The 25,300-nt window shown below is 53.8% G+C and carries 30 protein-coding genes; 21 read left to right on the top strand and 9 right to left on the bottom strand.

The window, feature by feature from the left end; all coding sequences use genetic code 11:
* Positions 1–5 precede the first annotated feature (5 nt).
* Positions 6–890, top strand: coding sequence for a GTPase (locus tag QXF46_02285; GenBank protein ID MEM0225685.1), 885 nt, complete (start codon positions 6–8; stop codon positions 888–890).
* Here the strand turns inward: QXF46_02285 and QXF46_02280 are convergent.
* Positions 776–1,621: an N-glycosylase/DNA lyase gene (locus QXF46_02280; protein ID MEM0225684.1), complete on the bottom strand. Its 846-nt coding sequence runs from the start codon at positions 1,619–1,621 to the stop codon at positions 776–778. The genes QXF46_02285 and QXF46_02280 overlap by 115 nt on opposite strands.
* A 132-nt stretch (positions 1,622–1,753) precedes the next feature.
* Here QXF46_02280 and QXF46_02275 point away from each other — a divergent pair, with 132 nt between their 5' ends.
* Positions 1,754–4,183, top strand: a complete 2,430-nt coding sequence (locus QXF46_02275; GenBank protein MEM0225683.1) for a valine--tRNA ligase — start codon at positions 1,754–1,756, stop codon at positions 4,181–4,183.
* Between the two features lie 7 nt (positions 4,184–4,190).
* Here QXF46_02275 and QXF46_02270 read toward each other — a convergent pair whose 3' ends face one another.
* Both QXF46_02270 and QXF46_02265 read right to left on the bottom strand, forming a co-directional pair.
* A complete protein-coding gene (locus QXF46_02270; GenBank protein MEM0225682.1) occupies positions 4,191–5,162 on the bottom strand; it encodes a hypothetical protein in 972 nt (323 codons plus the stop codon).
* 104 nt (positions 5,163–5,266) lie between these two features.
* Positions 5,267–5,728: a M67 family metallopeptidase gene (locus tag QXF46_02265; GenBank protein MEM0225681.1), complete on the bottom strand. Its 462-nt coding sequence runs from the start codon at positions 5,726–5,728 to the stop codon at positions 5,267–5,269.
* Between the two features lie 45 nt (positions 5,729–5,773).
* Here QXF46_02265 and QXF46_02260 point away from each other — a divergent pair, with 45 nt between their 5' ends.
* Genes QXF46_02260 through QXF46_02235 form a run of 6 tightly spaced genes read left to right on the top strand, consistent with a single transcriptional unit; the run spans position 5,774 to position 9,556 of the window.
* The gene (locus tag QXF46_02260) at positions 5,774–6,445 is read left to right on the top strand and encodes an orotidine 5'-phosphate decarboxylase / HUMPS family protein (GenBank protein MEM0225680.1); all 672 of its coding nucleotides are present in this window, start codon (positions 5,774–5,776) and stop codon (positions 6,443–6,445) included.
* Positions 6,446–6,483: 38 nt separating this feature from the next.
* A complete protein-coding gene (gene pyrE, locus QXF46_02255) occupies positions 6,484–7,029 on the top strand; it encodes an orotate phosphoribosyltransferase (GenBank protein ID MEM0225679.1) in 546 nt (181 codons plus the stop codon).
* Positions 7,026–7,949, top strand: coding sequence for an aspartate carbamoyltransferase (gene pyrB, locus QXF46_02250; GenBank protein MEM0225678.1), 924 nt, complete (start codon positions 7,026–7,028; stop codon positions 7,947–7,949). The genes pyrE and pyrB overlap by 4 nt, the downstream gene beginning before the upstream one ends.
* A gap of 32 nt (positions 7,950–7,981) precedes the next feature.
* Positions 7,982–8,461 carry an aspartate carbamoyltransferase regulatory subunit gene (pyrI, locus tag QXF46_02245; GenBank protein MEM0225677.1) on the top strand — a complete coding sequence of 160 codons (480 nt, stop codon included), beginning with the start codon at positions 7,982–7,984 and terminating at the stop codon, positions 8,459–8,461.
* Positions 8,458–8,781, top strand: a complete 324-nt coding sequence (locus QXF46_02240; protein ID MEM0225676.1) for a hypothetical protein — start codon at positions 8,458–8,460, stop codon at positions 8,779–8,781. The genes pyrI and QXF46_02240 overlap by 4 nt, the downstream gene beginning before the upstream one ends.
* Positions 8,756–9,556: a metallophosphoesterase gene (locus tag QXF46_02235; protein ID MEM0225675.1), complete on the top strand. Its 801-nt coding sequence runs from the start codon at positions 8,756–8,758 to the stop codon at positions 9,554–9,556. The genes QXF46_02240 and QXF46_02235 overlap by 26 nt, the downstream gene beginning before the upstream one ends.
* A gap of 2 nt (positions 9,557–9,558) precedes the next feature.
* Here the strand turns inward: QXF46_02235 and QXF46_02230 are convergent, their stop codons facing one another.
* The gene (locus tag QXF46_02230; protein MEM0225674.1) at positions 9,559–10,170 is read right to left on the bottom strand and encodes an acyltransferase; all 612 of its coding nucleotides are present in this window, start codon (positions 10,168–10,170) and stop codon (positions 9,559–9,561) included.
* A complete protein-coding gene (locus tag QXF46_02225) occupies positions 10,170–10,445 on the bottom strand; it encodes a YhbY family RNA-binding protein (protein ID MEM0225673.1) in 276 nt (91 codons plus the stop codon). The genes QXF46_02230 and QXF46_02225 overlap by 1 nt, the downstream gene beginning before the upstream one ends.
* 72 nt (positions 10,446–10,517) lie before the next feature.
* Between QXF46_02225 and QXF46_02220 the strand changes: the two genes are divergently transcribed.
* The gene (locus QXF46_02220; protein MEM0225672.1) at positions 10,518–11,456 is read left to right on the top strand and encodes a TIGR00269 family protein; all 939 of its coding nucleotides are present in this window, start codon (positions 10,518–10,520) and stop codon (positions 11,454–11,456) included.
* 36 nt (positions 11,457–11,492) lie between these two features.
* Positions 11,493–11,885: a hypothetical protein gene (locus QXF46_02215; GenBank protein ID MEM0225671.1), complete on the top strand. Its 393-nt coding sequence runs from the start codon at positions 11,493–11,495 to the stop codon at positions 11,883–11,885.
* Here the strand turns inward: QXF46_02215 and QXF46_02210 are convergent.
* The gene (locus tag QXF46_02210) at positions 11,866–12,666 is read right to left on the bottom strand and encodes a DUF92 domain-containing protein (protein ID MEM0225670.1); all 801 of its coding nucleotides are present in this window, start codon (positions 12,664–12,666) and stop codon (positions 11,866–11,868) included. The genes QXF46_02215 and QXF46_02210 overlap by 20 nt on opposite strands.
* 75 nt (positions 12,667–12,741) lie before the next feature.
* Between QXF46_02210 and QXF46_02205 the strand changes: the two genes are divergently transcribed.
* The 5 genes from QXF46_02205 (at position 12,742) to QXF46_02185 (ending at position 16,645) form a co-directional block, all read left to right on the top strand.
* Positions 12,742–13,473, top strand: a complete 732-nt coding sequence (locus QXF46_02205; protein ID MEM0225669.1) for a thioredoxin family protein — start codon at positions 12,742–12,744, stop codon at positions 13,471–13,473.
* A 15-nt stretch (positions 13,474–13,488) separates the two neighbouring features.
* The gene (locus tag QXF46_02200) at positions 13,489–14,013 is read left to right on the top strand and encodes a hypothetical protein (protein ID MEM0225668.1); all 525 of its coding nucleotides are present in this window, start codon (positions 13,489–13,491) and stop codon (positions 14,011–14,013) included.
* Positions 14,014–14,417: 404 nt separating this feature from the next.
* Positions 14,418–15,236, top strand: a complete 819-nt coding sequence (locus tag QXF46_02195; protein ID MEM0225667.1) for an ATP-binding protein — start codon at positions 14,418–14,420, stop codon at positions 15,234–15,236.
* Positions 15,237–15,294: 58 nt separating this feature from the next.
* Positions 15,295–16,299 carry a VWA domain-containing protein gene (locus tag QXF46_02190; GenBank protein MEM0225666.1) on the top strand — a complete coding sequence of 335 codons (1,005 nt, stop codon included), beginning with the start codon at positions 15,295–15,297 and terminating at the stop codon, positions 16,297–16,299.
* 76 nt (positions 16,300–16,375) lie between these two features.
* Entirely contained in the window at positions 16,376–16,645 is a 270-nt protein-coding gene (locus QXF46_02185; GenBank protein ID MEM0225665.1) for a hypothetical protein, read from the top strand.
* On the opposite strand, the gene QXF46_02180 is transcribed toward QXF46_02185, so the two are convergent.
* Positions 16,642–17,994, bottom strand: a complete 1,353-nt coding sequence (locus tag QXF46_02180) for an FAD-dependent oxidoreductase (GenBank protein MEM0225664.1) — start codon at positions 17,992–17,994, stop codon at positions 16,642–16,644. The two genes, QXF46_02185 and QXF46_02180, sit on opposite strands and share 4 nt — an antisense overlap.
* A gap of 119 nt (positions 17,995–18,113) precedes the next feature.
* Here QXF46_02180 and QXF46_02175 point away from each other — a divergent pair, with 119 nt between their 5' ends.
* The gene (locus tag QXF46_02175) at positions 18,114–20,234 is read left to right on the top strand and encodes an acetate--CoA ligase family protein (protein ID MEM0225663.1); all 2,121 of its coding nucleotides are present in this window, start codon (positions 18,114–18,116) and stop codon (positions 20,232–20,234) included.
* Here the strand turns inward: QXF46_02175 and gcvH are convergent.
* Positions 20,209–20,643, bottom strand: a complete 435-nt coding sequence (gene gcvH, locus QXF46_02170; protein MEM0225662.1) for a glycine cleavage system protein GcvH — start codon at positions 20,641–20,643, stop codon at positions 20,209–20,211. The genes QXF46_02175 and gcvH overlap by 26 nt on opposite strands.
* 89 nt (positions 20,644–20,732) lie before the next feature.
* Between gcvH and QXF46_02165 the strand changes: the two genes are divergently transcribed.
* Positions 20,733–20,975, top strand: coding sequence for an Lrp/AsnC ligand binding domain-containing protein (locus QXF46_02165; GenBank protein MEM0225661.1), 243 nt, complete (start codon positions 20,733–20,735; stop codon positions 20,973–20,975).
* 92 nt (positions 20,976–21,067) lie between these two features.
* On the opposite strand, the gene QXF46_02160 is transcribed toward QXF46_02165, so the two are convergent.
* Positions 21,068–21,925, bottom strand: a complete 858-nt coding sequence (locus QXF46_02160; GenBank protein ID MEM0225660.1) for a hypothetical protein — start codon at positions 21,923–21,925, stop codon at positions 21,068–21,070.
* Positions 21,926–22,094: 169 nt separating this feature from the next.
* Here QXF46_02160 and QXF46_02155 point away from each other — a divergent pair, with 169 nt between their 5' ends.
* The 4 genes from QXF46_02155 (at position 22,095) to QXF46_02140 (ending at position 25,286) form a co-directional block, all read left to right on the top strand.
* Positions 22,095–23,108 (top strand): polyprenyl synthetase family protein, encoded by a 1,014-nt coding sequence (locus QXF46_02155; protein MEM0225659.1) that lies wholly within the window; start codon positions 22,095–22,097, stop codon positions 23,106–23,108.
* Entirely contained in the window at positions 23,108–23,857 is a 750-nt protein-coding gene (locus QXF46_02150; GenBank protein MEM0225658.1) for an isopentenyl phosphate kinase, read from the top strand. The genes QXF46_02155 and QXF46_02150 overlap by 1 nt, the downstream gene beginning before the upstream one ends.
* Positions 23,858–23,943: 86 nt before the next feature.
* Positions 23,944–24,363: a secondary thiamine-phosphate synthase enzyme YjbQ gene (locus QXF46_02145; GenBank protein MEM0225657.1), complete on the top strand. Its 420-nt coding sequence runs from the start codon at positions 23,944–23,946 to the stop codon at positions 24,361–24,363.
* Positions 24,360–25,286 carry a PfkB family carbohydrate kinase gene (locus QXF46_02140; GenBank protein ID MEM0225656.1) on the top strand — a complete coding sequence of 309 codons (927 nt, stop codon included), beginning with the start codon at positions 24,360–24,362 and terminating at the stop codon, positions 25,284–25,286. The genes QXF46_02145 and QXF46_02140 overlap by 4 nt, the downstream gene beginning before the upstream one ends.
* Positions 25,287–25,300 lie beyond the last annotated feature (14 nt).

Below are 25,300 nucleotides of genomic sequence, written 5' to 3'. Positions count from 1 at the left end.
TGCTGATGGGCTCACGCGACGAGGTGTGGGGCATCGTTAAGAGGGTCATTGAGAAAGCCGACGTAGTGCTGGAGGTGGTTGATGCTCGCGACCCGATGGCGACGCGGACTCGAGAGCTCGAAAGGCTCGTGGAGAGGATGGGGAAGAAGCTCATCATAGTGATCAACAAAGCGGATCTCGTACCCCGCCACGTCATGGAGGAATGGAAGAGAATTCTAGAAAGAGAGTACCCAACGATCTACGTCAGCGCTAGGGATAGGCTTGGTACGCGCTACCTCTGGAGGATCGTAAAGCGCGTGAGCAGCAATAGGCCGGTCACCGTCGCTGTTGTCGGCCTGCCGAACGTGGGTAAATCCATGATCCTCAACGTCTTAAGAGGACGTCACAGCGCATCAACCAGCCCTGTGCCCGGATGGACGAAGAACCCTCTCCTGGCTAAAGCGGCTACGTGGCTGAGAGTCGTAGACACTCCCGGGGTCGTTCCGAAGGGGGAGGAGGAAGAGCTGGCGATACGGGGCGCGTTGAGGCCGGAGAGCTTGGAAGACCCGGTACCCGCCGCCGTCAAGCTGATAGATCTGCTGAAGAAGAAGGATCCGAAGGTGCTTTTGAAGCAGTATGGAGTTGACGACGAAGATCCCTATGCCGCGCTCGAGAAAATCGCGAGGAGAAGGAACCTTCTGAGGAAGGGTGGGGAGCCTAACGTCGAGGAGGCAGCGCGCATAGTCTTAAGGGATTGGCAGAGCGGTGAAATCGTCGTTTACTTCACGCCCGACGACTATGGGCTGAGCCCGAGCAGGACGCGCATCAGGGAGACCGCTGCTCCTGGGGGAGGGGACAGCAGCTTAGAGGCGCAATCGAGAGCCCCCTCTGGCGACCCCGCGCGTTCGTAGCAGCCGCCCAGCAACCACAGTAGTGCGTCGAGTTTGATGGGTGGTACCCCGCTCTTTTCGCACACGAGCCCCCAAGCCTCGGCAACTAGTTTCGGTGCTTTCGATAGCAGGAGCCTAGCCCCCTGAGGCGTGGGGGGTTCCCCCTCCACTACCCTGCTTGTAAGGCTGATGAGGCACACCCTACGGTCGACAGGGATTGGTATGGAGGAGGGTGGCTCGATGCTCAGGCCAGAAGCCTTAGCAGCGTAGTAGAGCATTTTTACTGCGAAAACTATTGTTTTCGCGTCCTGATCCGCCTCAAGAGCCCTGGCGAGATCTTTCCTAAAGGCTTCGAGGTCGCTCAGGTAGAGGTCGAGTTTAGCTGCGAAAGAAGGGTAGAGCCTGTTGAGCCTCTCGACCCTTGCCAGGCGAGCGCTCCTGGCGAGCTTCAAGCTAGGCGACTTTTCCACAAAGCTCCTGAGGCTTTCGCGTGGATCACCTCCTGCATGCTCCGCTGCAAGGAACCAGTGTTCCTCGCCCTTGGTGGTGAGCTGGTAGCTGATAGCGGCGATCCCCACTGTGTAGAAGAAGGCGTCGATGCGCTGATTGAACCTCGAAAGGATCCTCGCTACGGATTGCAGCTGAGGGTCAGCGAGCTCCGCTCTCTCTACGAGCTCTCTCGAAGAGGGTTCACGCAGGTAGTGTGCTACAAGCTCTACAGCCGCCCTGTTAACTCTGAGCTGATGATCCACGCGTCCAGTGGAAAAGGCTAAGTTTTTAAGGTGAAGCATGCCCGGAAGGAGGGGAGTCTTGCCGGAAGTAGGGTAAAACCTCTGGGGCGGCATGTTTTTACTAGCTCGGATAATAGCGCCCCCGAGGGTGCGATGCAAACCCTACCCGCGAGGTACAACTTTAGAGAAATTGAGCCGAAGTGGCAGGAGTTTTGGGAGAAGAGCGGGGTCTACAGGTTCGATAGGGGGAATAGAGAGAAACCGACTTTCAGCATAGACACTCCCCCTCCCTACCCTAGCGGCGAGCTGCACGTCGGTAACGCCCTAAACTTCGCTTACATCGACTTTGCCGCGCGGTACAAGAGGATGAATGGCTACAACGTCTTCTTCCCCATCGGATGGGACTGCCACGGGCTTCCGACGGAGGTGAGGGTTGAAAGGACTCTGGGAAAGAGGCGGAGGGAGATACCGACGGAGGAGTTCCTGAGGCTCTGCAGGGAGTACACGCTGAAGTGGATCGAACCGATGCGTGCGGCGTTGAAGGCTATGGGGTGCAGCATCGATTGGAGCACTGAGTACATGACGATGGATCCAGACTACTGGCGCAGAACCCAGTTGAGCTTCATCCTTCTCTACAGGAAGGGCCTCATCTACAGGGGGGTGCACCCAGTCGTATGGTGTCCCAGGTGCGAAACCGCGATCGCAGAGGCAGAAGTTGAGCACGTGAGTTTGAAGAGGGAGCTTCACTTCTACAAGTTCAGGCTGAGGGATGGCGGTGAGGTTGTGGTCGCATCCACGAGGCCTGAGCTGCTTGCCGCGTGCGTAGCTCTTGCCGTAAACCCCAACGATCAACGTTACTCCCACCTAGTGGGCAAAACGGCTGTCGTTCCCGTATACGGCCATGAGGTTCCGATAATAGCTGACGATGAAGTGGACCCCGAGTTCGGGACGGGGGTTGTTATGGTGTGCACTTACGGCGACAAAGTCGATGTGAAGTGGCAGAAACGGTACAACCTACCAGTCAGGATAGTGATCGACGATAGGGGGAAGATGACTGAGGCCGCTGGGCCGCTCAAGGGTTTAAGCGTCGAGGAGGCTAGAGCCAAAATCGTCGATCTCCTCAAGCAGGAGGGATCCTACGTTAAGGTGGAGGCGATAGAAAGCAGCATAGGGACGTGCTGGAGATGCCACACCCCGGTCGAGATCCTACCGAAGGTGCAGTGGTTTGTCAAAACGAAGGAGCTCTCGGAAGCCGTCCTACAGGCTGCGATGCAGGTCAAATGGATCCCACCGCACGCCTACAAGAGGCTGGAGGACTGGGTTCGTTCCCTAGACTGGGATTGGGTGATATCGAGGCAGCGCGTTTTTGCCACACCGATCCCGGTCTGGTACTGCAAGAAGTGCGGTGAGACGATCGTAGCTGAGCCAGAGTGGCTCCCAGTAGATCCGCGTTTCGACCCGCCGAGGATCGAAACGTGCCCGCGCTGTGGGTCAAGTGAGTTCGTTGGCGAAACGGATGTTATGGACACGTGGATGGACTCCAGCATTACAGCTGCTGTTCACGCGGGATGGCCAGACAACTTGGATGAGCGATTGTTCCCCGCCGATCTCCAGCCCAATGGGTACGACATCATCAGGACGTGGGACTACTACCTCCTCGTAAGGGGGGTCGCTCTCTTCGGTTTGCCGCAGTTTAAGATAGCATTGATAAACGGAATGGTTAGAGGAACAGATGGTAGAATGATGCATAAAAGCTACGGTAACTACGTTAGCCTAATGGAAGTTATAGAAAAGTATGGGGCCGATGCTTTCAGGCTCTGGGCAGCGTTGGCAGCGACTACGGGCTCGGATGTCAGGTTCTCGTGGGAGGGCGTTGATTTCGCCAAGAGGTTTCTAACAAAGCTGTGGAATGCGGCCCGTTTCATCGCTATGTGCGTAAGGGATGACGATTTCGAGAAGGAGGTTCGCGAATACCAGCTCTTGGACCGGTGGATCAAGGGCAGGTTGGAGCAGCTCGTGAAAACCGTAACAGAGCGGATGGAGGAGTTCGACTACATGGGAGCGGCGAACGAGTTGGTCAACTTCGTATGGCATGTCTTCTGCGATCACTACATAGAGGCCGTAAAGTATAGGGTGAACAGGGATGATGAGAGCGGGTTAGCAGCTCGCAGAACGCTCTACGAAGTGCTGCTGAAGCTGCTTCAAATGCTCTCCGTTTTCACGCCGCACATCGCGGAGGAGCTCTACAGCAGGATTTACGCTCGTCGAATCGGGTGGTCCAGCATTACTGTATCGCCCTGGCCGAAGCCCGGCGAGTATGAAGAGAAGGATGTTGAAGCGGGCGAGCTGGTCGTACGAACGATAGCCGCTATCAGGAGGGCGAAGAGTGCAGCCGGAATAGCTTTGAGCGAGCAGCTCCCCCACGTGATCATCTACGCCCCGCCCGCTTACTCGACAATCTTGAGCGCTTGCAGCAGCGATATAGCGGGGACTCTACGGATATCAAAGCTTGAAGTTCGGGAAGGGAGGGGTGAGCATAGCGTTCCAGAGTACCCGCAGGTTACCTTCACCATTTTGAAGTGAGATTCTCCTACGTCTCAAGTTTCACCTGTATCGTGACGAAGCCTCGCTTCTCCAATGATACGAGTTGAAGAGCTATTGCCTCTACAGGTAGGTTCACCTTCTTTGAAAGGGTTTCAAGCAGCGTGGATAGCGCTATCGGTCTTCCGTTCAAGCTTCGCGCCAGGCGCTCAATCTCCCTCGTCAGATCCCTATCCACTTCGTTGAACACTTGTTCAAGAATTAGGGAAACCTCCCGCTCGATATTCCCCAGATCGAGCTTAATCTTGGCCAGATCGATCTTGGCCGCGAGTGGCTGCCTCGCGGCCTCGGTTAACTTCTTCATAACCTCTTTTAGCGCCTCTTCGAACGCCAGAAGCTTGCTGGCCTCGGTTAGCGCGCTCCCCGCATGCGCCCTTTTGACAGCCTTGATGAGCTGTGATGCTGTGCCCAGAAGCTCGTTCACCCTGTTAACGTACGCCGTCCTACAGACGCGGTTGTGACTCTTAGCCTCCCTCAGCAGAAAATCGACTTCGTCCAGCGCTCTTCTCAGATCTTCGAGCGGAGGTTGAAAGATCAGCCTCTGAGCCCTCATTGCTAACCTGGAGGCGTCGTTGGCCAAGTGCGGGGCTATCTCCCTCAGTAGCTCGCTCCATGCCATAAGCTCCTCTGCTTCCCTCTCTAACTTTCCTAACTCCTCCTGGAGCTTGTCCAGCGTCACAGCGTACTCCGTGAGCAGCTTCACGCTGCGCTCCAACTCACCCACGTACCGCTCCAGGCTGCTCGCCACGCTGAACAGCTGCTCATCGGGTGGTTCGGGGGGTTTCACGGCTTTCAGGACGTTACTGATCAAACTGCCCAACCGCGGGTCAGAAGAGTACTTGGATTCGATCGCGCTCACCAGTGCACCAAGGTTAGCTTTCAACTCGTTGGCCCTCCTCACCAGAACCTCTAGCCTGTCCAGACTTACCTCTCTCCTCGCTTCTACTACGGCTTCGACCACGATTTCCCAATTCCGGAGCGGGTGTTAATGGGATCAACGCTTAGGATTCGGCTTCCGGGTTGATGTGCGGGTCCGCGCGTAACGTAGATCGCACCCTGCCCGCTTTAAATGATCCTCACGGGAACTCTAGCTATCGCGGAGCCGAAGTCGTCGATCCTGTAAGCTGCTACTTTCGGCTCGCTATCGGGTGTATAGGCCACGATGAGCCAGACCTCCCCCGGGCACTCTAGCATCCTGTGCTGATCGCTAGGCGACGGGAGTGGCTTCTCTCTGCCGTGGCTGTGGTAGAGGCCGATGTAGCTGAGCCCCTCCCTCCTTGCGTCCAGTATCGCGCCCATCCATTCGCGTACGTCGAACCAAAAGGACGTGTTCGAAGCCAGGATGTTCCTCAACCTCTTAGCCCTCTCCGCGAACCCCTTACCCTCCCTCACATGCCCCAGTAGGATGCCGCAAGCCTCAATGGGGTATTCCTCTTTCACGTGGCTCAGGATCTCCTCGAACACGCCTTTTCGGATCACCAGTTCATAGATTCTTTCGAAGGGCTGCACTGAGGGTGAAACGTCCACATGATTCAGGAGCTTAGGTTATATTTGGCGCTTACTGGGGCGGCTGTGATCTCCTCAAAGCTCAGCGAGCTGGTCGCGGCCAAGAAATCCAGGGTGATTCTGGCTTTAGATGCTGTAGACGAGAGGCCTGCTAGGGTGGTTGAAGAAGTTGAGGAGTTCGTAGTTGGTGTGAAGGTGGGTTTACCCCTGGTTCTAAAATGGGGTCTTGAGGAGGTCGAATACCTCTTGGATAGGTTCCGCGGAAGCCTCTACATGCTCTGCGACTTCAAGCTGGCTGACGTGCCTCCGATAGTTGTCGACGAGTTGAAACTGATAAAAAGGATGGGCTTTGACGGCGCAATCATCCACCTGTTCCAGGGAGGGATCGAGGAGGTAGCTAGCGCGCAGGAGAGGCCTGAGCTATTCGGCCTAGTCGCCATGACGCATGGAGGTTCTGTGCTGATCGATCAGCACTTCCGCGAGCTCGTCGAAACGGCCTTGAGAGCAGGTCTCGAAGGCTGCGTGGTGCCCGCCACGAAACCCCACATCATTAAGGCAGTTAGAGAGTTGGCGCCAGACAAGCTGCTGCTTTCTCCGGGCGTTGGGGCACAGGGAGCCCCCTTTGGGTCAGCGATCAGGGCTGGAGCCGATTTCGAAATCGTGGGAAGGGCGATCACAGCTAGCGCCGACAGGCGATCATCTGCGAAGGCTGCCAGGGATGCAACCTACATGCTTTGAAAGCTGAGCTTAAATAGGGGCTTGGATAGCCGTTGGAGATGTCGAGAGGAGAAGTTGTAGATGCGTTGTTGAGGTCTGGGTGTCTACTTCACGGGAGCTTTCGGCTCAGCTCGGGCGGGGTAAGCAGTTTCTATGTAGACGTGAGGAGGGTCTATTCCCACCCTAAGGAGGCGAAGCTTATCGCTAGCGAGCTTGCGAGGATTGCTGCGGAGCTGGGGTGCGATGTGATAGCCGGGGTTGAGACCGGGGGCATACCCCTGGCAACGATGGTGGCGTTCATCCTCGAGAAACCCCTGATCTACGTGAGGAAGAAACCGAAGGAGCATGGCACGCAGAAGCTCATAGAGGGCGACGCGAGTGTGCGCGGTTTAGCGCTGATAATCGACGATGTAGCGACGACTGGCAGCTCGCTCGCAAGAGCGGTGAATGTACTGAGGGAAGCTGGTTACCGCGTGGAGAACGCTCTCGTCGTCGTCGATAGGCAGGAGGGGGCAGCCCGGAACCTTGCCGACATTGGGGTAACACTACACGCGCTTGCGTCTCTTCAGGATCTTCTAGCAGCGCAAGAGAGGGGGGAATTATGAGGAAGGGGAGCGACATCATCACGATCCTGGATCTCACGAGGGAGGATCTAGAGAGCTTGTTTGAGGAGACCGATCTCATGCTCAGAGCTGTGGAAAGAGGAGAGAAGCTGGAAGTGCTTAAAGGGCGCATCATGGCTACAGCGTTCTTCGAGCCGAGCACGAGGACGAAGCTCAGCTTCCAGACAGCGATGCTAAGGTTGGGGGGCGGCTTTATCGATCTTCCTCCGGAGGAGCTGTCCTCTAGGGCTAAAGGAGAGAGCTTCGCCGATACCATCAGGATGCTGGACTCCTACGCCGACGTCATCGTCATTAGGCACAGGCTGGAAGGTGCAGCGCGCTTTGCTGCTGAAATAGCGGAGCACCCGGTGATCAACGGTGGCGACGGGACGCGAGACCATCCCACTCAGGCGATGATCGACTTGTACACCGTGAGGAAAGCCCTCGGCACGATCGACGGGCTAGTTTACGGCGTTTTGGGCGATTTGAAATACGGCCGCGCCGCGCGCTCGTTTATCCTTGCGCTGACCCTCTATAAGCCGGAAAAGGTATACCTGATATCGCCGCCTCAGCTCTCCTGCAGGCCTGAGACGCTGGCGCTACTGGAGGAGAGGTGCGTCGAGTTTGAGGAGGTCCGCTCCCTCAGCGAGGTGATCGCCGAGCTTGACGTCCTCTACGTAACTAGGATCCAGAGGGAGAGGTTTCCGGATCCGATGGAGTATGAGAAGATCAGGGGAAGCTACAGGGTCTCCGCCGATACTTTGAAGGGCGCGAAGGAGAGATTAATCATCTTACACCCCCTGCCGCGGGTTGATGAACTGACCTACGATGTAGACTCCACAAGTCACGCCTGGTACTTTAAGCAGGCTCGGTTTGGTATTCCCTTGAGGATGGCCCTGCTTAAAAAGCTGCTCGCAGGATGAGCTATAAAGCCCGGGAGTAGAGGCGATGCGAGATGGAGAAGGAGCTTCGGGTCAGCAAGATCGCGGAGGGGACAGTGATCGACCACATCGATGCTGGCCGCGCGCTTTACGTGCTCCGGATACTCGGTCTCACAGGGGCAGAGGGTCTGACGATAGCTGTTGTGATGAATGTCCCCAGCCAGAAGCTGGGGAGGAAGGATATCGTGAAGGTCGAGGGGGTCACATTAAGGCGGGATCAGGTAAGTAAGATCGCGTTGATAGCTCCCAGCGCGACGATCAATATTATCAGGAACTATGACGTAATCGAGAAAGTAAAAGTGAGCGTACCGCCACTCGTCGAGGGCCTCTTAAGGTGCGTTAATCCGAACTGTATCACAAACCAGCCGAACGAACCTGTCACATCCAAGTTCAGAGTTTTAACCATCAGGCCGCTCAGGCTCCGCTGCGAGTACTGCGGTGCCGAGCTGAACCACAACGACGTGGTAGCGCAACTGGCAGGGGGGACTAAGTGAGCCGGAGGGAAAGGATAATCGAGACCCTCTCGTCAACGGATCGGCCGCTGGACATCAACCAGATAGCGGCTCTACTCGGTCTGAGCCCACGTGAGGCAAGGTCGATTTACGAGGATTTGAAGCATGTGGCGAAGAGTCTTCGTACGAGCGGCAAGGTGCTTCTGATGGTGCCACCAACCTGTAAAACGTGTGGGTACGTCTTCAAAGACCTTGATAGGCCCAAGAAGCCCTCCAGATGCCCGAAGTGCAGGAGCGAAAGGGTTTCAAGCCCCCTCTTCATAATACGGCCCAGGGATGGTAGCGGACACGGTAGGTCCTGAGTTGAAGAGAGAGCTACCATGGCTGAAGTTGGATGACGGAGTGTGGGCTGTTGGACTCAGCCTATACTTAGAAGATATCGATATGCTCGTTGTAGCCGACCTGCATCTGGGGTACGAGCAGGCGCTGGAGGAATCAGGAGTCTTCATCCCTCCGGTTCAATTCAAATTCATCGCATCATTCATACTAGAAGCCCTTCGGGAGACCGGTAGTCGACGTCTGTTGATGCTGGGCGACGTTAAGCACGAGTTCGGTAGTGCCCTGAAACAGGAGTGGGGTGAGACGATTGAGCTGCTCTCTAGGTTGAAGGAGAAGGGGGTGGAGGTCAGCGTTGTAAGGGGCAACCACGACAACTTCCTGATACCGATGCTGAAGCGCCTCGAAGTGCCGCTCTACGACCCCCACCTGAGGCTTGGCAGGTACCTGTTTATGCACGGTCATAAGGAGCCTCCCCTTGATGCCTGGGGTGGTGTCGAGTACGTTGTAATCGGTCACGAGCACCCGGCTGTGCTCCTCCGTGACGAGCTCGGAGTAAGCATGAAGTTAAAGAGTTTCCTAGTTGGCGCGTTTGGGGGAACTGGGCTAATCGTTTTACCTGCTCTCTCGCCTTTGATGCCGGGGACGGAAGTCAATGCTCCACGTGTGAGGTACCTCTCACCTATACTCGAGCGTGCGGACGTCAAATCCATGCGAGTGTACGCAGCTGATCTTGAGAGCGGAATCTACGATTTCGGTACCGTAGAGCTACTCAGCAAGGCTCTCTTCATGAGTGGGTAGCGTTAGCCGCGTTGATCCGAACTCTCGATTACCATACGCTTGTAATCCTGAAGCGGGATTTCCACCGTCTGGTCGCAGTTCTCGCACTTGAAAATTACGGTTGAGGGAGTAAAACGTAAGACTCTCCTGAGCTTCCTACCGCAGAAGCAGACGAAGCCCCTTAAACGGGCAGGGTTACCGTATACTAGTCCGTGCGCCGGAACATCGCGAGTAACAACAGCACCCGCACCCACCATGGCGTATCTACCTACTCGAACTCCGCACACGATAGTAGCGTTCGCGCCTATAGAGGCTCCCTCCTCTATCACTGTGGGAACTATTTCCCAGCTATCAACGAACGATCTGGGATAACGGTCGTTGGTTAACGTGGCACTGGGGCCGAGGAATGCCTTGTCGCAGACTTTCACTCCGCGATAGACGGAAACGAAGTTCTGGACTTTGACACCGTTCCCCAACTCCGCACCTGCATCTATGTAAACGTCTTTACCGATGTTGCAACCTTTCCCCACCTTTGCACCCTTCCTCACGTGAACGAAGTGCCAAATGCGAGTTCCTTCAGCAATTTCAGCTCCCTCCTCAACAATGGCGGACGGATGTACGTAAACTCCAGCCACTAGAACCCCCTCGTCCGGCGAGACCTCTGTCTCGGCCGTTTTAAAACGACTGTGTAACCTCTGAGCTCAACGATCGTAGCATTAAGTTTCTTGGCTAATGCTTTGGCTAACTCCTCCTTAACCTCCCTATCAACTTCGAACGCCTCTCTGAAGTTTTTCAGCAGTTTAACCTTAACGATACCCTGTGAGCGCAAGACGTTGTCGATCTCGGCGATCAACTCGTCCGTCACCCCCCTCTTTCCCACTCTGACTACTACAATTTCTTTGCCGCTCACGAGCGCCGTATTGGTGGGTTGCTTATAAGCTGGTACGCTGGGCTCGGCTGAGGGTGGGGGGTACAATTGAAGGTGGAGTCCAGCGCGACGAGGTGCTCGGTGTGCGGGGCCAAAGCTGTCACGAGACTGAGCTACGCGAAGTTGTATCTGTGCTCTGATCACTTCCTCCACTTCTTCGAGAGCAGAGTTCTCGGAAGCATCCAGGCGATGGGAATGTTCCAACGCGGTGAGCGGGTGGTAGTCGCAGTCTCCGGTGGAAAGGATAGTCTCTCTCTCCTACACTTCCTCTCGAAGTTCAAGGATCTCCTCGGCATCGATCTTATCGCTGTGTTAATTGACGAGGGGATTCGCGGTTACCGGAGTGAGAAGATTGCAGCAGCCAGGTTCTATGCCAGACTATGGGGGGTTGAGCTGGTCGTGAAAAGCTTCGAGGAGGAGTTCGGTTTGACGCTCGACGAAGCAGTGCGCAGGTTGATGCACAAGGGCTTAATCTACAAGCCGTGCACCGTATGTGGGGTCTTTAGGCGCTACCTCCTGAATAAGGCTTGCCTCGAGCTCGGCGCAGACAAATTGGCTACTGCGCACAACCTGGACGACGAAGTTCAAGCTTTCCTCATGAATGCTGCGCAGGCAAACTTCCAGGCAATTCTAAGAGAGGGTGCGGTGGCAGCCAGGACGCACCCGCTTCTTGTGCCACGGGTTAAGCCGTTCTATTTCATCCCGGAGAGGGAGGTCCTCATATACGCTCTGATCCAGAAGATAGAAACCCCTGATGTAGAATGCCCTTACATAGTTTACTCGTTCCGGCACACGCTACGCAGATGGTTAAACAGGGTGGCTGAAGAGGATCCCAGCGTAAAGCACCGGGCATTATCCCTCAAAATCGCGTTGAGTAAGAGGTACCAACTAGAAGCTTCGGAAGAGCTAAAGATGTGCAAGCTCTGCGGGATGCCTTCGTCGCGTGACATTTGCAAGGCATGCCAACTCAGGGAGTACCTTTCGCGCCCTTAGACGGTAATCCATTTTTACCTCTAACCATCAATCATTATGAAGAACATGTTCATACCCAGGTACCTTTTGAGGCAACTCTACGTCAGAGGCAGCTTAGAGAACGTAGATCTTAACGGAGATGGAATACCGGATGGGGTACGATTTAAGCTGCGCAACACGTTGGGGGGAGGCACGGTGAGAGGCAGGTTGCGCGCGAAAGTTGACAACATTGAAGTGCCCCCCGATAAGATTATGCTCGAGTTCAAAGGGTGGAAGCTCAAGGCCTCTGAGGCTGCCGACAAGAGCTTCTACGTTGCTGTCGGCGACGAAATAATCATCACGCTTGAGCTCGGGAAAGGCCTAGAACCCGGCGAGCACAAGGTGGAGTTAGAGCTCGATACACAGGAGTTGGGTCCCGTAGGCTTCGACTTCACAGACACCATAAAGTAAAAGCGAAGGTCGCAAGGGATACCGCACTTTCGGTCAGGAGATTGACGATCTCATTTTTCACATGTTTTAAGCCCCCTGCTCTAACGGTGCGAGCACCGCATACGTGCACCTCCTTATCAGTGAGCACGTTGCACTTAGGGCACTTGTACTTGATTTGCAGCGAAGCGCCGATTATGGCATCAACAATCTCCCCGACCCATCCCATTGCGAAAATCAGAGGGATACTTGCTGGGCTAAACATATTCAGCAAGCCTGCAGCTGCAGCAATTACCGCCGAGCCCGCAACGGCTCCAAGTTCTCCCTGTACGGTTACGCCACCAGAAACCCCATGAGGTACTCTTACGCTCGGATTCGTGATGAGCACTGGCTGACTTCTACTCAACGAACCGATCTCGGCGGCCCACGTATCGGCGTTAGCATAAGCTATGGACGCTGCTGCTGCTAAAACCAGGGCCTGCCTCTCAGCGGGCGGCAGCAATACCGCCGCAAGTGTGATAAAAGCTGGGACGGAGCCGCTGCATAACACTTGCGAAGCGCTTCTGCCAGCCTTTCTTTCGGCTGCACCAGTCTTCTCCTTTCTCTCGTATCCGAGAAAAGTGAACGCTGACGAAGTAAAGAAGAAGAGCATCATGAGAAGCAAAAGTTTAGCCTCCAAAACCAGAAGAATGAGCGCGATCACGAGAGCCGCGAATATACCCGCATCATCAAGCGCCTTATGCTTCTTTGCGATAACCACCGCCGTGACCGTTAAAGCGGCACCAGCGATTTGCTCTGGCTGCAAAACATCACCAGATTCACCCCTTTACAAGGCCTTTTAAGAACCTCTTTCCATGCCCTTACAACAATGCGTTTTTTAATGGGTGCTAGGAGAGTTGCACGGACAAACATGCCAGTCGAGTATGACGCTGAGCTAGTGAACGAGCTCCGGCAGGCGCTAAGCGGGTTGATTAACCCAGTCAAGCTGCTGTTCTTCCGAAATACAAAGGAGGAGTGTGAACATTGCGACGATATAAGGGAGATCCTAAGTCTACTAGAGAAAGCTTCCGATAAAATCAAAGTCGTGGAGCTTACAGAAAGCTCCAAGGAAGCTTCACGTCTGGAGGTCTCCTTGTTCCCGGCTATCGTGGTTCATGGAGTTGAAGAGTACAACATTCGTTTCTTTGGTACGCCTGCCGGCTACGAGTTTGGAGCCCTCGTTGAGGACGTCATCGATGCATCGAGAGGTGAGCCGAGAAACCTCTCCCCCCAACTGGCTGACGCGATTCGGAGGTACGTTACAAGAAAGACCCGCATAAAGGTGTTTGTGACTCCTACCTGCCCCTACTGTCCTGCAGCTGTACGAGCTGCTCACCGCTACGCGATGGTAAACCGCATGATATATGGAGACATGATTGAAGCACTCGAGTTCGCCGAGCTAGCGGATGCACATAGAGTTTATGCAGTCCCCAAGGTGGTCATCGAAGTCGATGGGGAGAATATGAGCGAATTCGAAGGGGCAGCTCCCGACAGCTACTTCGTAGCGGAGATCCTGAAGGCAAACGGTATAGACCCGGGGTCAGTGGGTCTCAGAGTGATGAGATACCGTTAGGCCGGTGCTGAAATAATGAGCGAGAGCGTCGAACCGATACACGCCTACGGATTCTTTTCGGTTAGCGAAAGCCTGGAAGTGAACCAGATCGTAGTCTATGAGTACATCGATTACAACCGGTATTACGCCAGTGTCGCTAAAGATATCGACCGTTTAAACGTGGAACTTGAGAGATTGGCGGCCAACATGCAACGATACTTGGATAGGGAGGAGGTGGTGATCAATGGTGATCGACTTCGACCTAAGGTTGTCGGCGTCAACCTGGGTTTTCGAGGCGACCCTGAGGAGCCTTACCTGGTTTTCTTTATCCGTTTTCGCGGTCGGCCGCGAAAAGGTTTGAATTATTATGAAAATATTTATGAAGAAGAAGTAGCAGAGTATCCATATGAAGCTTATTGGTTCTTTCCATCCAATGCTAAAGTAGAGGAGGTTGAATGCGCTGGGGTTTCTGAGGTAATTGGAGGCCAAATAGTGATAATGAAGGTTGAAGAAGGAGAGAAGATAACTGGATATGAGAAAATAGTCTTCAGACTGTTTTAGAAAAGTTAATTCTAGCATCAGTAACATTTCAGAAAAACTTATTTAGAATAATAAGGGGTATGTTTGTAGAAATAAATTGCTGAAAGCACAGTCTTTATAAGGCTGTAATGCCTTTATCGCCTGTAGTGAGGGTACTGCCGTTTCCAGCGTATGTGGGGCTAGATGATCTGAAGAGAGCGCTCCTAGTCCTTGCTGTTGATCCGAGCATAGGCGGCTTATTGATAATGGGTCCTAAGGGAACGGGGAAATCCAGCATAGTTAGGAGCTTTGCTAGATTGCTGCCTTCAACAAGGGTTGTTTCGGACTGTCCCTTTAGGTGCAATCCAGATTCTCCGAGAGAAATGTGTGATGTCTGCAAGATGAGACTCGAGCGTGGAGAGAAGCTTCCAGTAGCGGAAACTCCGATGCCTATCGTGGAGTTACCGATAGGGGCTACGGAGGATGTAGTTCTCGGGACGATAAACATAGAGCGAACCCTGAAAGAGGGGAGGATAGTGTTTGAGCCGGGTCTGCTGGGAAGAGCAAACAGAGGTATCCTTTATATCGATGAAGTCAACCTCCTTCCCGACCATATTGTCGACTCCATCCTTGACGCTGCTGCCTCTGGTTGGCACACGGTAGCGCGAGAGGGGATCACGCTGCGCCACCCCGCCCGCTTCATCCTCATCGGAACGATGAACCCCGAGGAGGGTGAACTAAGGCCGCAGCTGCTCGATCGTTTCGCTATCGGTGTTCGAGCGGAAACGGTCAAAGATTCTAAACTGAGGGCCGAGATCATCAAGAGGAACATAGAGTTCGATAGTGATCCAGCAGCGTTCGAAGAGAAATGGAGGCCGATCGAGGAGGAGATCAGATTTCGGATCCTTAGGGCTCGAGAACTTTTACCCTACGTAAGCGTCGATGACCTATACTATGAGCTCGTAGCTAAAGTTTGCTCAAGGTTGGAGGTCGATGGTTACAGGCCAGACATAACCGCTGTGAAGGTCGCGAGGGCTCTCGCCGCTCTCGACGGCAGAACACAGGTGAACGAGGAGGATCTGCGCGTAGGCCTGGAGCTTGCGTTAAGCCATAGGACGAGAGCTGAGGGATTAAAGCCTCCACCTGCAAAAGAGGAGATTTACGCAGCATTCAGCGAAGCTTTAGGCAAGAAGCCCACGGTGCAAAAGGAGGATGTTCTCGAGAAGAAACCTCAAGTAAGGTTTTTTCCCCGATGGGCGTATTAGCCGAATAGTATCAGGTAAGAGCGACGTTCTGGCGTCCCTCCTCGCGCTGCTGCTATTCGTGGCGCTAGCCTTCGTGGATCTGAGACTGGCCGCGTTAGCCATCCTTCTCTGGCTCCTCTTGAGCATGCTACTGAGGAGGGACTCGGTGTACTCGGGGAGGAAGGCGCTAATCAGGACGAGGAAGGCAATCTACGCTACGTTTTCGGGCGGGGCTGATCTCCGAAAAACGCTCCTTCAGGTTTCGCGTGGCATGAAGGTACTGGGAGTTCAGATCGAGCCCAGCCAGCTGATAGAACTGGCGATTAGAGTGTCCCGTAAAAGGGCCAGAATGCGTGGTAGGAGAAAGATGAGTGGCGCATCGATGGCGATAGACTACACGCTACCCAGAGGACTCTACTATAAGCTTCACATCCCAGCCACGCTGAGGCGCAGCGCCGTATTAAGAGAGTTCCCACGCATCGGCTTAGATTCGCTCAGAGCGAAGCTGTTTGTAGGCCGGGCGAAAGCATCGTTGGTTCTCGTACTTGATTCAAGCGCTTCCATGATGTACTCGATCAGGGGGATTCTCACAGCTCTAAGGACGATAGAGAGGGAGGCGCGCAGGTACAGGGATCGCGTTTCAGTTGTAGTGTGTAAGGGATTCGGCGCTGCAGTGCTCCAGCATCCTACAACGAACTTCAATCTAGTACAGAGCAAGCTATCGAGAATAGGCCTCGACGATTTCACTCCGCTGGCCGCTGGAATGTACATGGGGCTTAACGTGGCCCTCGCGGAGAAGAGGAGGGGGTACGAACCGGTCATCGTGATCGTCAGTGACGGGAACGCTAACGTCCCGCTTGAGAAACGGAGAGGAGGAGTGTGGAAGCCCGCGCTCGATCCAGCCGTTCAATCGGTCATGGACGTGGCATCACAGATAGCGAGGAACGGCATCGAGACTGTAGTCGTGAACACAAAGCATAGAGAGCCCTCAATGGAGGCTGAGGGCATGGTCATCAGCGGTACGGAACTCTTGATACAAGTAGCTCGCGTAACAAAGGGAAGTTATGTGGGCATTATAGGCTGACCAGTCCATCATCCTCTTGGCCGTGAACTGTTTAGAAAAACGTTACCATTTTCAACTAGCACCCATTATGCTGGTTGTGGAGTGGAGAGATGCTGACCTCATGGAGGAGGAGGTGCTCGTAGTAAGGGAAAGGGGCTCGATAACCTTCAACTTCCACAGGTCAATTTTCGCAAGGGTCGTAGGGAAGCACTTGAAGAACCTAAGGCCTCTCTCAATGGAGATTCGCGGTGAGCGGGTTGTGCTGAAGCTGAATCAGGAGGAGGGTGAGGAACTAAGGGCCTGGCTCCTCCTCAACTTGAACAAAGGCTTCTTCATCACCGAGCTTGAATGTCTAGAGCTTCGCTAGCGCGAGATAGCGCGTCTGCCCAACCTTTTCTCCAACGCTTCCGCAGCTGCGTGAAGCGGGTGTACCACGTCGTTTAGCGTCGGCGTGTAGGCGTGCTCGAAACTCCAGAGCTCTTCTATCGTTGTGCCCCTAGCAATGGCGAGCGCTGCGACGTTAAGTAGCTCGAGCACGTTTCCCTCACCGACGGCCTGCAACCCTAGAATCCTACCGTCTAGCCTACTAGCGATCAGCTTCACCGTTACCGCCTTTGCTCCTGTGTGAAACGGTGGCCTGTTCAGGAGGGTTAATGTTGAGGAGATTGGCTCCAAGTCTTCCCTCTCAGCCTCCGCCTCGCTTAAGCCTACTGCTCCCAGCTTAAAGGCTCCTATGTGGGCAACCCAGCTCTGCAGGGTCCCAGGGAACCTTGCCTCACCCCCGGCAGCGTTGATGCCTGCTACGCGGCCAGTAAGGAAAGCGGTGCTAGCGAAGAGGCTGAGTGTAGGCTTTCCAGTTAAGATGTTCCTGACTTCAACGAGATCTCCCGCCGCGTAAACTGAATCTTTACTCGTCTTCATCGTTTCATCTACCTTAACTCCGCCTGTCATTCCTAGCTCGAGTCCAATCTGCTTCGCGAGTTGAGTATCGGGCTTCACACCAGTGGCAATGATAGCGAACCCGGCCTTAAGGACCCGCCCTGAGCTTGTCACGACAGTAACGTCCCCTAGATCGCCTCTCACTTCCACAGCTGCTTCGCCCAGTAGCACGTCGACACCCTCTCCCGCGAGTTGCTTGCTTACATGCTCGGCAATCTCCTTATCGAGCCTGCCCGGTAGAAGCTGCAACTCTTTTTCGATCAAAGTGACTCGCTTGCCACGCTGCACCAGAGCATGTGCAACCTCGACGCCGAGAATGCTGCCCCCAATAACAACAGAATCATCATACTTGCTGATAGCGGCTAACGCTTGGTTAACATCCTCAAGAGTTTTGAGGGTAAAGACACCACTACTATCTTCTATCCTAAGGTTACTGGGGATGTATGGTTTGGAACCCGTCGCCAATACGAGCGCGTCATACTCTGCATTCACTACGCATCCTCTCCGAAGATCTCGGGCGCGAATTCTGCGTCCTTCGACATCGATGTCCTCCACTACCGTTGACGTGCTTAGTGTTAGACGGGGTGTAACAGGTGCTTCTTCAATTATCCTATCCAGCGTTATCTCACCGGCTATTACGCTGGGAAGCGAGCATGGGTGATAAATCGCATGCCTTCGCTTCTCGAAAACGATGACTGTACACTGCCTGTTCGTTGAGAGGGCGTAGCGAGCTGACGCTGTTCCTGCCGCACCGTAACCGATCACTGCTACGCGCACAGGTTGCTTAGTGAAGCATCTCATAAAAGCAGTTAATTAGACGAGTGCCGTAAACTAACTCTCTATAGCCCAGACCTACTAACCTAAAGGCTTTAAACAAACCGGTGAGAGACCTGACGATGAATGGAGTAGATGATGGCGTGCTAAAATTGCTCAGGCCGCAAAGCGTAGCTGTCATAGGAGCTTCCAGAGACCCCTCGAAAATAGGGTACCAGGTGCTCAAGAACATCCTTTCCTCCGGTTTCCGGGGTCGGGTTTACGCGGTGAATCCTAATGCTTCGGAGATTCTGGGTGTGAAGTGTTACCCGAGTATCCTGGATGTCCCGGAGCCTGTCGACCTCGCTGTGGTTACTGTGCCGGCGAAGCTCGTACCCCAGGTGGTCGAGGAGTGCGGGAGGAAGGGTGTGAAAGCGGTAGCCGTCATCTCCAGCGGATTCAAGGAGGTGGGGAACATCGAGCTCGAGAAACAACTCGTCGAAACAGCAAGGAAACACGGAATCCGAATCCTCGGACCCAACATCGTCGGCGTGTGTGACAGCATAACGCCCATCAACGCCAGCTTCTGTCAAGGAGCCCCGATAAGGGGCAGCATCGCTTTCATCTCACAGAGTGGCGCTCTAAGCATAGCCCTCGTGGGCTGGACGGCGTTAAAGGGCGTGGGACTTTCGGCTCTCGTTAGCCTGGGTAACAAGGCCGATTTAAACGAGGTGGACTTCATAGAGTTCTTTGGTCGCGATCCTCACACCAAGGTGATAACCGCATACTTGGAGGGTATAGAGAGTGGAAGGAGGTTCATGGAGGTGGCATCGAAGATCGCTCCGGTGAAGCCGATCCTGGTCCTCAAGGTCGGAAGGGGAGAGAGGGCTTTGAGCGCCATAATGTCCCATACGGGCTCGCTGGCAGGAGCAGATGCCGTCGTTGATGCTGCACTGGAGCAAAGCGGCGTCATCAGAGTGCCAACTTTCATAGAGCTCTTCGACTGGGCTGTAGCGCTGGCCCAGGTTCCCCTTCCCCTCGGTGAAAACGTCGTGATCATTACGAACGGGGGAGGGGCTGGCGTCATGGCTACTGATGCGGCGGAGCAATACGATGTCAAACTGATGGACATCCCCCCGGACCTGGCGGAAAAGTTTAGGAAATACATGCCCCCCTTTGGCAGCGTCTTCAATCCTATCGATCTAACGGGGATGGCGACGGAGGAGTGGTACAAAGGAGCGATACTTGAGGCGTTGAAGGATGAGAGAGTTCACGCCGTTATAGTTCTCTACTGCCATACGGCAGTGACTAACCCGAAGGCTATAGCTGACGCGATACTTGAAGCCAAAAGGGAGGCCGGATCTTCAAAACCGATCATCGTAAGCTTAATCGGCGGTGAGGAGTGCCTTAGGGAGATCGAGCGCCTTACGAGCGAGGGTGTTCCCGCCTACGAGTCCCCGGAGAAGGCTGTAGCAGCCATGGGGGCCGTCTACAAGTATAAGAGGTTACGGGAAAGGCTGCTGAAGGGGAAGACGTACCCTACGCTTCGTGTAGATCGGGCGGGTGCTAGAAGCATCGTGGAAAAAGCCCTAGCCGAGGGAAGAAACGCATTAACCCCCTATGAAGCTGCACAGCTGGTCAAGTGCTACGGAATCCCCGTGCTCGAGAAGCGCCTAACAACGAGCGAGGAAGAAGCAGTCAGAGTGGCGGAGGAGATAGGGTACCCCGTTGTTCTCGAGGTAGAATCCCCGCAGATAATCCACAAGACAGAGGTCGGAGGAATCTTGTTAGATTTGAAGAGCCCAGAGGAAGTTGCGAAGGGGTATAGGACTATCATGGCGAATGTGAAAGAGAAAGCGCCTCACGCGGAGGTGAAGGGGATCGTAGTTAGAAGAATGGCTCCGCGTGGATTAGAGGTTCTTGTTGGCATGCACAGGGATCCATTCTTCGGCCCGGTTATCGCATTCGGGAGTGGAGGCGTGCTGGTAGAACTCATGAAAGACGTCGTGTTCAGGGTTGCTCCGGTATCCCTCGAGGATGCTGAAGAAATGGTAAAGAAGACGAAAGCGTACATGATGATGTCGGGTTTCCGCGGACAGGCAGAGCTGGACGTTAACGCAGTTATAGACACGCTGCTGAGAGTTTCCCAGCTGGCGATGGATATACCCGAAATCAGTGACATCGACATAAATCCATTCTTCGTTTATGAGAAGGGTAAGGGAGGTCTAGCTATCGATGTCAAAGTTTTGCTTCGCCCAAGCTAGCCTTCACAACTCTTTCTAAATATTCTTCTGCCGATAGAAGTCTTTCGAAATCCCCCGGCTCTTCGATTTCAACTTCAGCTATCCAGCCTTCGCCGTAGGGGTCCTTATTTATCAAGCTCGGGTCGTCATCAAGCCTCTCGTTGCATGATACCACTTTACCGCTAACCGGAGATAGAACCTCGCTGACCGCCTTTATGGACTCCAGCGTTACTAGAACATCGCCTCGCTTTACTCTCAAACCTACATTGGGCATATCGACGAAGACCACGACACGAATCTTCTTCTGAGCGAAGTCGGTTACTCCAATCCTAACCCTCCTTTCACCTACGACTTTTACCCACGCATGGAACTCGCTGTACTTGAGGTTTCGAGGGAAACGGTATCCCTCATAGATTACCTCCTCACTCACGTTCATCGCTCGGAGCCCGATCTTATATCTGTTTAGCCGCACCGCGCTCTACGCGAAGGACATTTAAAGCCGGCTTTAAGTGAGCACGTATGGCTTCAGAAGAAATAAAAATTACAGCTTATGTGATTCTAGTCGTTGAGGCTGGTAAGGAATATGAGGTTTTAAGGAAACTTTTAGAAATGAATGCTGTGGGCGAGGCTCACATAGTTTACGGTGAATACGATATTATAGCCAGGTTAGAGGTTGCCGATTTAGCCGAGCTCGAGAAAACAGTGATGTTCATACGAAGGATACCGGGAGTGGAGAGGAGCATAACATTGATATCAGCCTAAATGACTCAGCAGTGGGGGATGACGACCGCGTTGGTGGCCTATCCTGTGTGGCTCGATGGGCGGCCTGACCCCGCTTAGCTCTGGCAGTGCTATCAGATTGCAGAGCCGAAGAGCACGTAGTTGTAGAGTAAGAATGAGGCGATCGAGAGGAGGACGGGGAGGGGTAAGGCTGGTGCATAGCCTTTCTTCTCAACGATTTTTAGTGTCAAAAAGAGCCCTATGAGCACAGCAGCTGCGATCACGACCAGCCTGCAGTAGTCGAGGGTAGGGGTTAAGAGAGCGACGGAACTGAGCGAACTATACAGTATTACATCCCCCATTCCAAGCGCTAGACCTCCAACGTTTACAGCGAATGGTGTCAGTATAGAGCGCCGTTGTTCCCCCGCGTCCTGATGCTCACCGGAAACCCTCTGGATAATTCGTTTAAGCGGACCACGGTATACTGAGTACAAGTCGTAGAGCGCGGCTGCTGCGAGCATAGTTAACATGCTTAGTGGTGGCACCATCGCGGCTATCATAGCTCCGACAAGGGCGCCAACGAGAACCTGGATCGATACCGTGTAAATCGCCATTGGCTGAAAAACGATAAGGATGATTGTGAGTACCGTGAAAGCTGCTGAGAGCATTGTAGCATATGTTGGTTCGAAATTCAACGCCGCTAGGTAGATTTCGCCTACGGTGAAAGCGGCGAGGGCGAATGCGGAATACCCGAGAAGTTTCAAAGCCGATACTCTGAAACGAAGTAGAGCGAGCAGTAGTAGCGCACCGAGCAAGAGCATAGCTACGAACATCGCTGCGTTGAACAAAGCGGCGCCCGCCCCCTCCTCTCTAACGAAGGGTCCTTCAAGCTCCTCTGAAACTCCAGAAGCGTGCAAAAGCCAGCCGCCAGCTCCTCCCAGTAAGACACTTGATAATGCTACCATAAGCGCTTTGATGAAGCTCCTCCTCACAGCGCGAAAAGTAGTTGACTGGTTTAAAAACTCGTTGACGGTATTTTCCATAAACGGTCACATGCGTTAGGCACAACGCCAACTCTCCATTGTTTTGTCGAGCGGGTTTATCCGAACTGATTGTGCAGCAAGACGTTAAAGTTTTAGGGAAAGCCGTTTTCGGGCGGCTATGGCAGTGCTCGAGGATCTGCTGAAATTGGGTAGCATCATCGAAGCGGCTCTCGAGGATTACCTGTTGAGGGACACCGATGAGGACTTTCGCGAAGCGGTCCTCTACCCAATTAAAACCGGAGGAAAGAGGTTGAGACCGGCTTTAACGATAGCTTCATCGTTAGCAGTGGGTGGGGGGGTTGACGAAGCAATACCCGCTGCTGTAGCTGTCGAGCTAGCCCATAACTACTCGCTAATTTTCGACGATATAATCGACCACAGCGAGCTGAGAAGGGGGCAGCCAACTCTGTGGAAGAAGTACGGTCTTACAACCGCAATCCTCGTGGCTGTTCACTATAGGGAGTCGATAAGTCAAGCACTCAACGATGCTAGCGATCCCAGGCTCTTCAATGAGATAATGGCCAGAACCTTGAAGCTGTTGGTCGAGGGGGAGCGCCTAGACGTGCTTTTCGAGCAGGCTGGGAGAAGGGACGAACCTTACGTTCTTGAGAGAAGGAGGACCGCGGTATCCGTGAAAGATTACCTCGACATGGTTTACAAGAAGACGGGCGCGCTCATCGAAACGGCCTGCGTTTTCGGAGCTCTTTCGGGACGCGCTCCACGGCCGCTTGTAGAGGCGTTAGGGGATTATGGTAGAAACCTGGGTCTAGCCTTTCAAATCGGAGATGATATAATCGATATTTTCGGACGCGAGGAAACAACAGGAAAGAAGGTGGGAAAGGATATTGAAGAGCATAAGCTGGGCAACATCGTGGTGCTTCTCGCGCTGGAGGAGCTCTCCGAGAGGGGTAGAGAAGAGCTTCTTTCGATACTAAAGCGTGACTCCACCTCTGCAGAGGACGTGCAGAGGGCGATCGAGTTGATATCGTCGACCAACTCCAAGAAGAGGGCTGAGGAAATGAGAAGATCGTATGCTAACGCGGCAAAGAAAGCCTTAGAACGGCTTCCCGAAAACGATGGAAAGAGACTGCTCAAGGAGCTCGCTGAGTTTGTAGCCGTAAGGGAGTTCTGATGAGCACAGTTGTGATAAAGATCGGGGGCTCTCTAATAACCGATAAACGGAGGCCTTTCACGCTGAATGAACGTGCTCTGGAAGAAGTTGCCGAGAGCATTGCTTCTATCCGTGACGGAGCTAGAAGGATCGTAATAGTGCACGGGGGTGGAAGTTTCGGCCACTACGCTGTACAGCAGTCCCGCGGGGACGTTCAGAAGCTCTTGACCGACGTCGCGTACTGGATGGCCTTCCTAAACCATAAAGTCGTGCACGCGCTCATACAGCACGGCGTACCAGCTGTAGGGCTACCCACGTGGCTCGTCGCGCGAGGCTCGAAGGAAGGATTTCACGTTGAAACGGGACTAGTGGCGAAGCTGCTTGAGGTTGGAGTTGTACCAGTTACTCACGGAGGCCTGATCAATACCGATGAAGGCTTCAAGATCCTATCAGGCGACACTTTGGCTAGCAGATTCGCTGTCGAGTTGCCGGCTTCAGTATTGGTCTTTATCATGGATGTCGAAGGGGTTTACACTGAAGATCCACGGGCGAACCCCTCAGCGACTTTGCTCACTGTTTTGAGGAGGGACGACGTGGCTCGCATAAGAGGGGGGAGCTCAGGCGTCGATGTAACGGGAGGGTTAATGTTAAAACTGAGTGAAGCAATCTACGCCGCAGAACGAGGGGTCAAAGTAGCCCTAGGTGGCGTAAAAGCGCTCAAATCAATTGTCGAAGGTGTGGAGGGCCGCTACACCCGAGTAATCCCTTAAGCTGGGGCAAAAGGGTTCAGCTAGCACCACCAATTGGTTTATATCTGCTGTAAGCGGATGGGCTGAGCGAACGGCTCGCTGCGGTGATGGTCTTGAAGGTCTATTTCAAGGAGATAATTGTAAGGACACAGAAGAGGCGCGAGCTGGTAGATATCACTCATGAGGTTGAACATGCGGTCGCTGCAAGTGGAATCAGCAACGGGTTATGCCTTGTGTTTGCCCCCCACGCTACAGCCGCTATTGTCGCGAATGAGCATGAGAAGGGTTTAATGAACGATATCTTGAGGAAGCTGGAGGAAGAGTACCCAACCGACGGAGGCTGGGAGCACAACTTGATTGACGATAATGCGGCTGCGCATCTCGCCTCCGCGTTCATCGGGTCCGCTAGAGTTTTCCCAGTGAAAGATGGTAGACTCATTCGAGGAACTTGGCAGAGTATTTTCTTGGTCGAGCTTGATGGGCCTCGCCCTACGAGAAGAGTCCTAGTAGAGGTGATCGGGGAGTGAGCTTAGAAGTAGTCCTCATCGGGCACATAGTGATCGATACTATCGTGAGGGGGACGAGAAGGTGGCAAAACTTAGGTGGAACTGTTGTCTACGGAGCTTTTGCCGCGCTGAGGCATGAGGCTAAACCATCCATAGTATCTAAAGTCGGGGAGGATTTCCCAGACGAGTACTTTCTCTTCTTATCTAGGAATGGCATAGATCTGTCTCACGTTAGAGTCGTGAGAGGGATGCGAACGACGCGTTTCAAGCTCACCTACAAGGATAGCGAAAGGGAGCTCACTCTCCAGTCCAGGGCGGAAGATATCACAGCTTACGACGTTGAACTCATCAACCTGGACGGTAAGATCGTCGTAGCAGGCCCCGTAATCGGCGAGCTTGCACCCAGCATTCTCGAATCTATCCATTCGAGAGCCGCACTTACGGCTGTCGATCTGCAGGGCTATTTAAGAACGGCTAAGGTTAAGGGTGAGGTGAAGCTCTCACGAAGCGAAGCGGCAGTTAAGGCTCTTGAGAACGCTGACATCGTCCACGCTGACGCAGAAGAAGCAAGCGTACTAACGAGTCTTGAACCGCCCAGCGCGGCGGCATGGATTGCGAGCAGAGGTCCCAAAGCTGCGCTTGTTACGATGGGAAGCGCCGGTGCTTACGTGGCGACGTCCGATAAAGTCCTATACGTGCCCTCCTTTGAACCTTCACAAGTGGTTGATACGACAGGGGCAGGTGACATTTTTCTAACCGTTTTTACAGTCGAGTATGCTCGCGGAGTACCCTTGGAAGAGGCGGCAGCGATGGCGGCGGCAGCTGTATCATTCCGAGTTGAGAGGCAGGGGTTTGATAGCCTCCGCGAGCGCTGGGTTGTTCGAGGTAGAGCCCAGAGAATACTAGACAGCATACAAACCGTGGATGTTCAAAGCAAGAGTTAAATTGCAACGTGAAC

It is taken from the genome of Thermofilaceae archaeon (assembly GCA_038731975.1).
Classification (GTDB): domain Archaea; phylum Thermoproteota; class Thermoprotei; order Thermofilales; family Thermofilaceae; genus JANXEW01.
The sequence above is the reverse complement of the archived record's forward strand: the minus strand, read 5'-3'. Positions and strand labels throughout refer to the sequence as shown.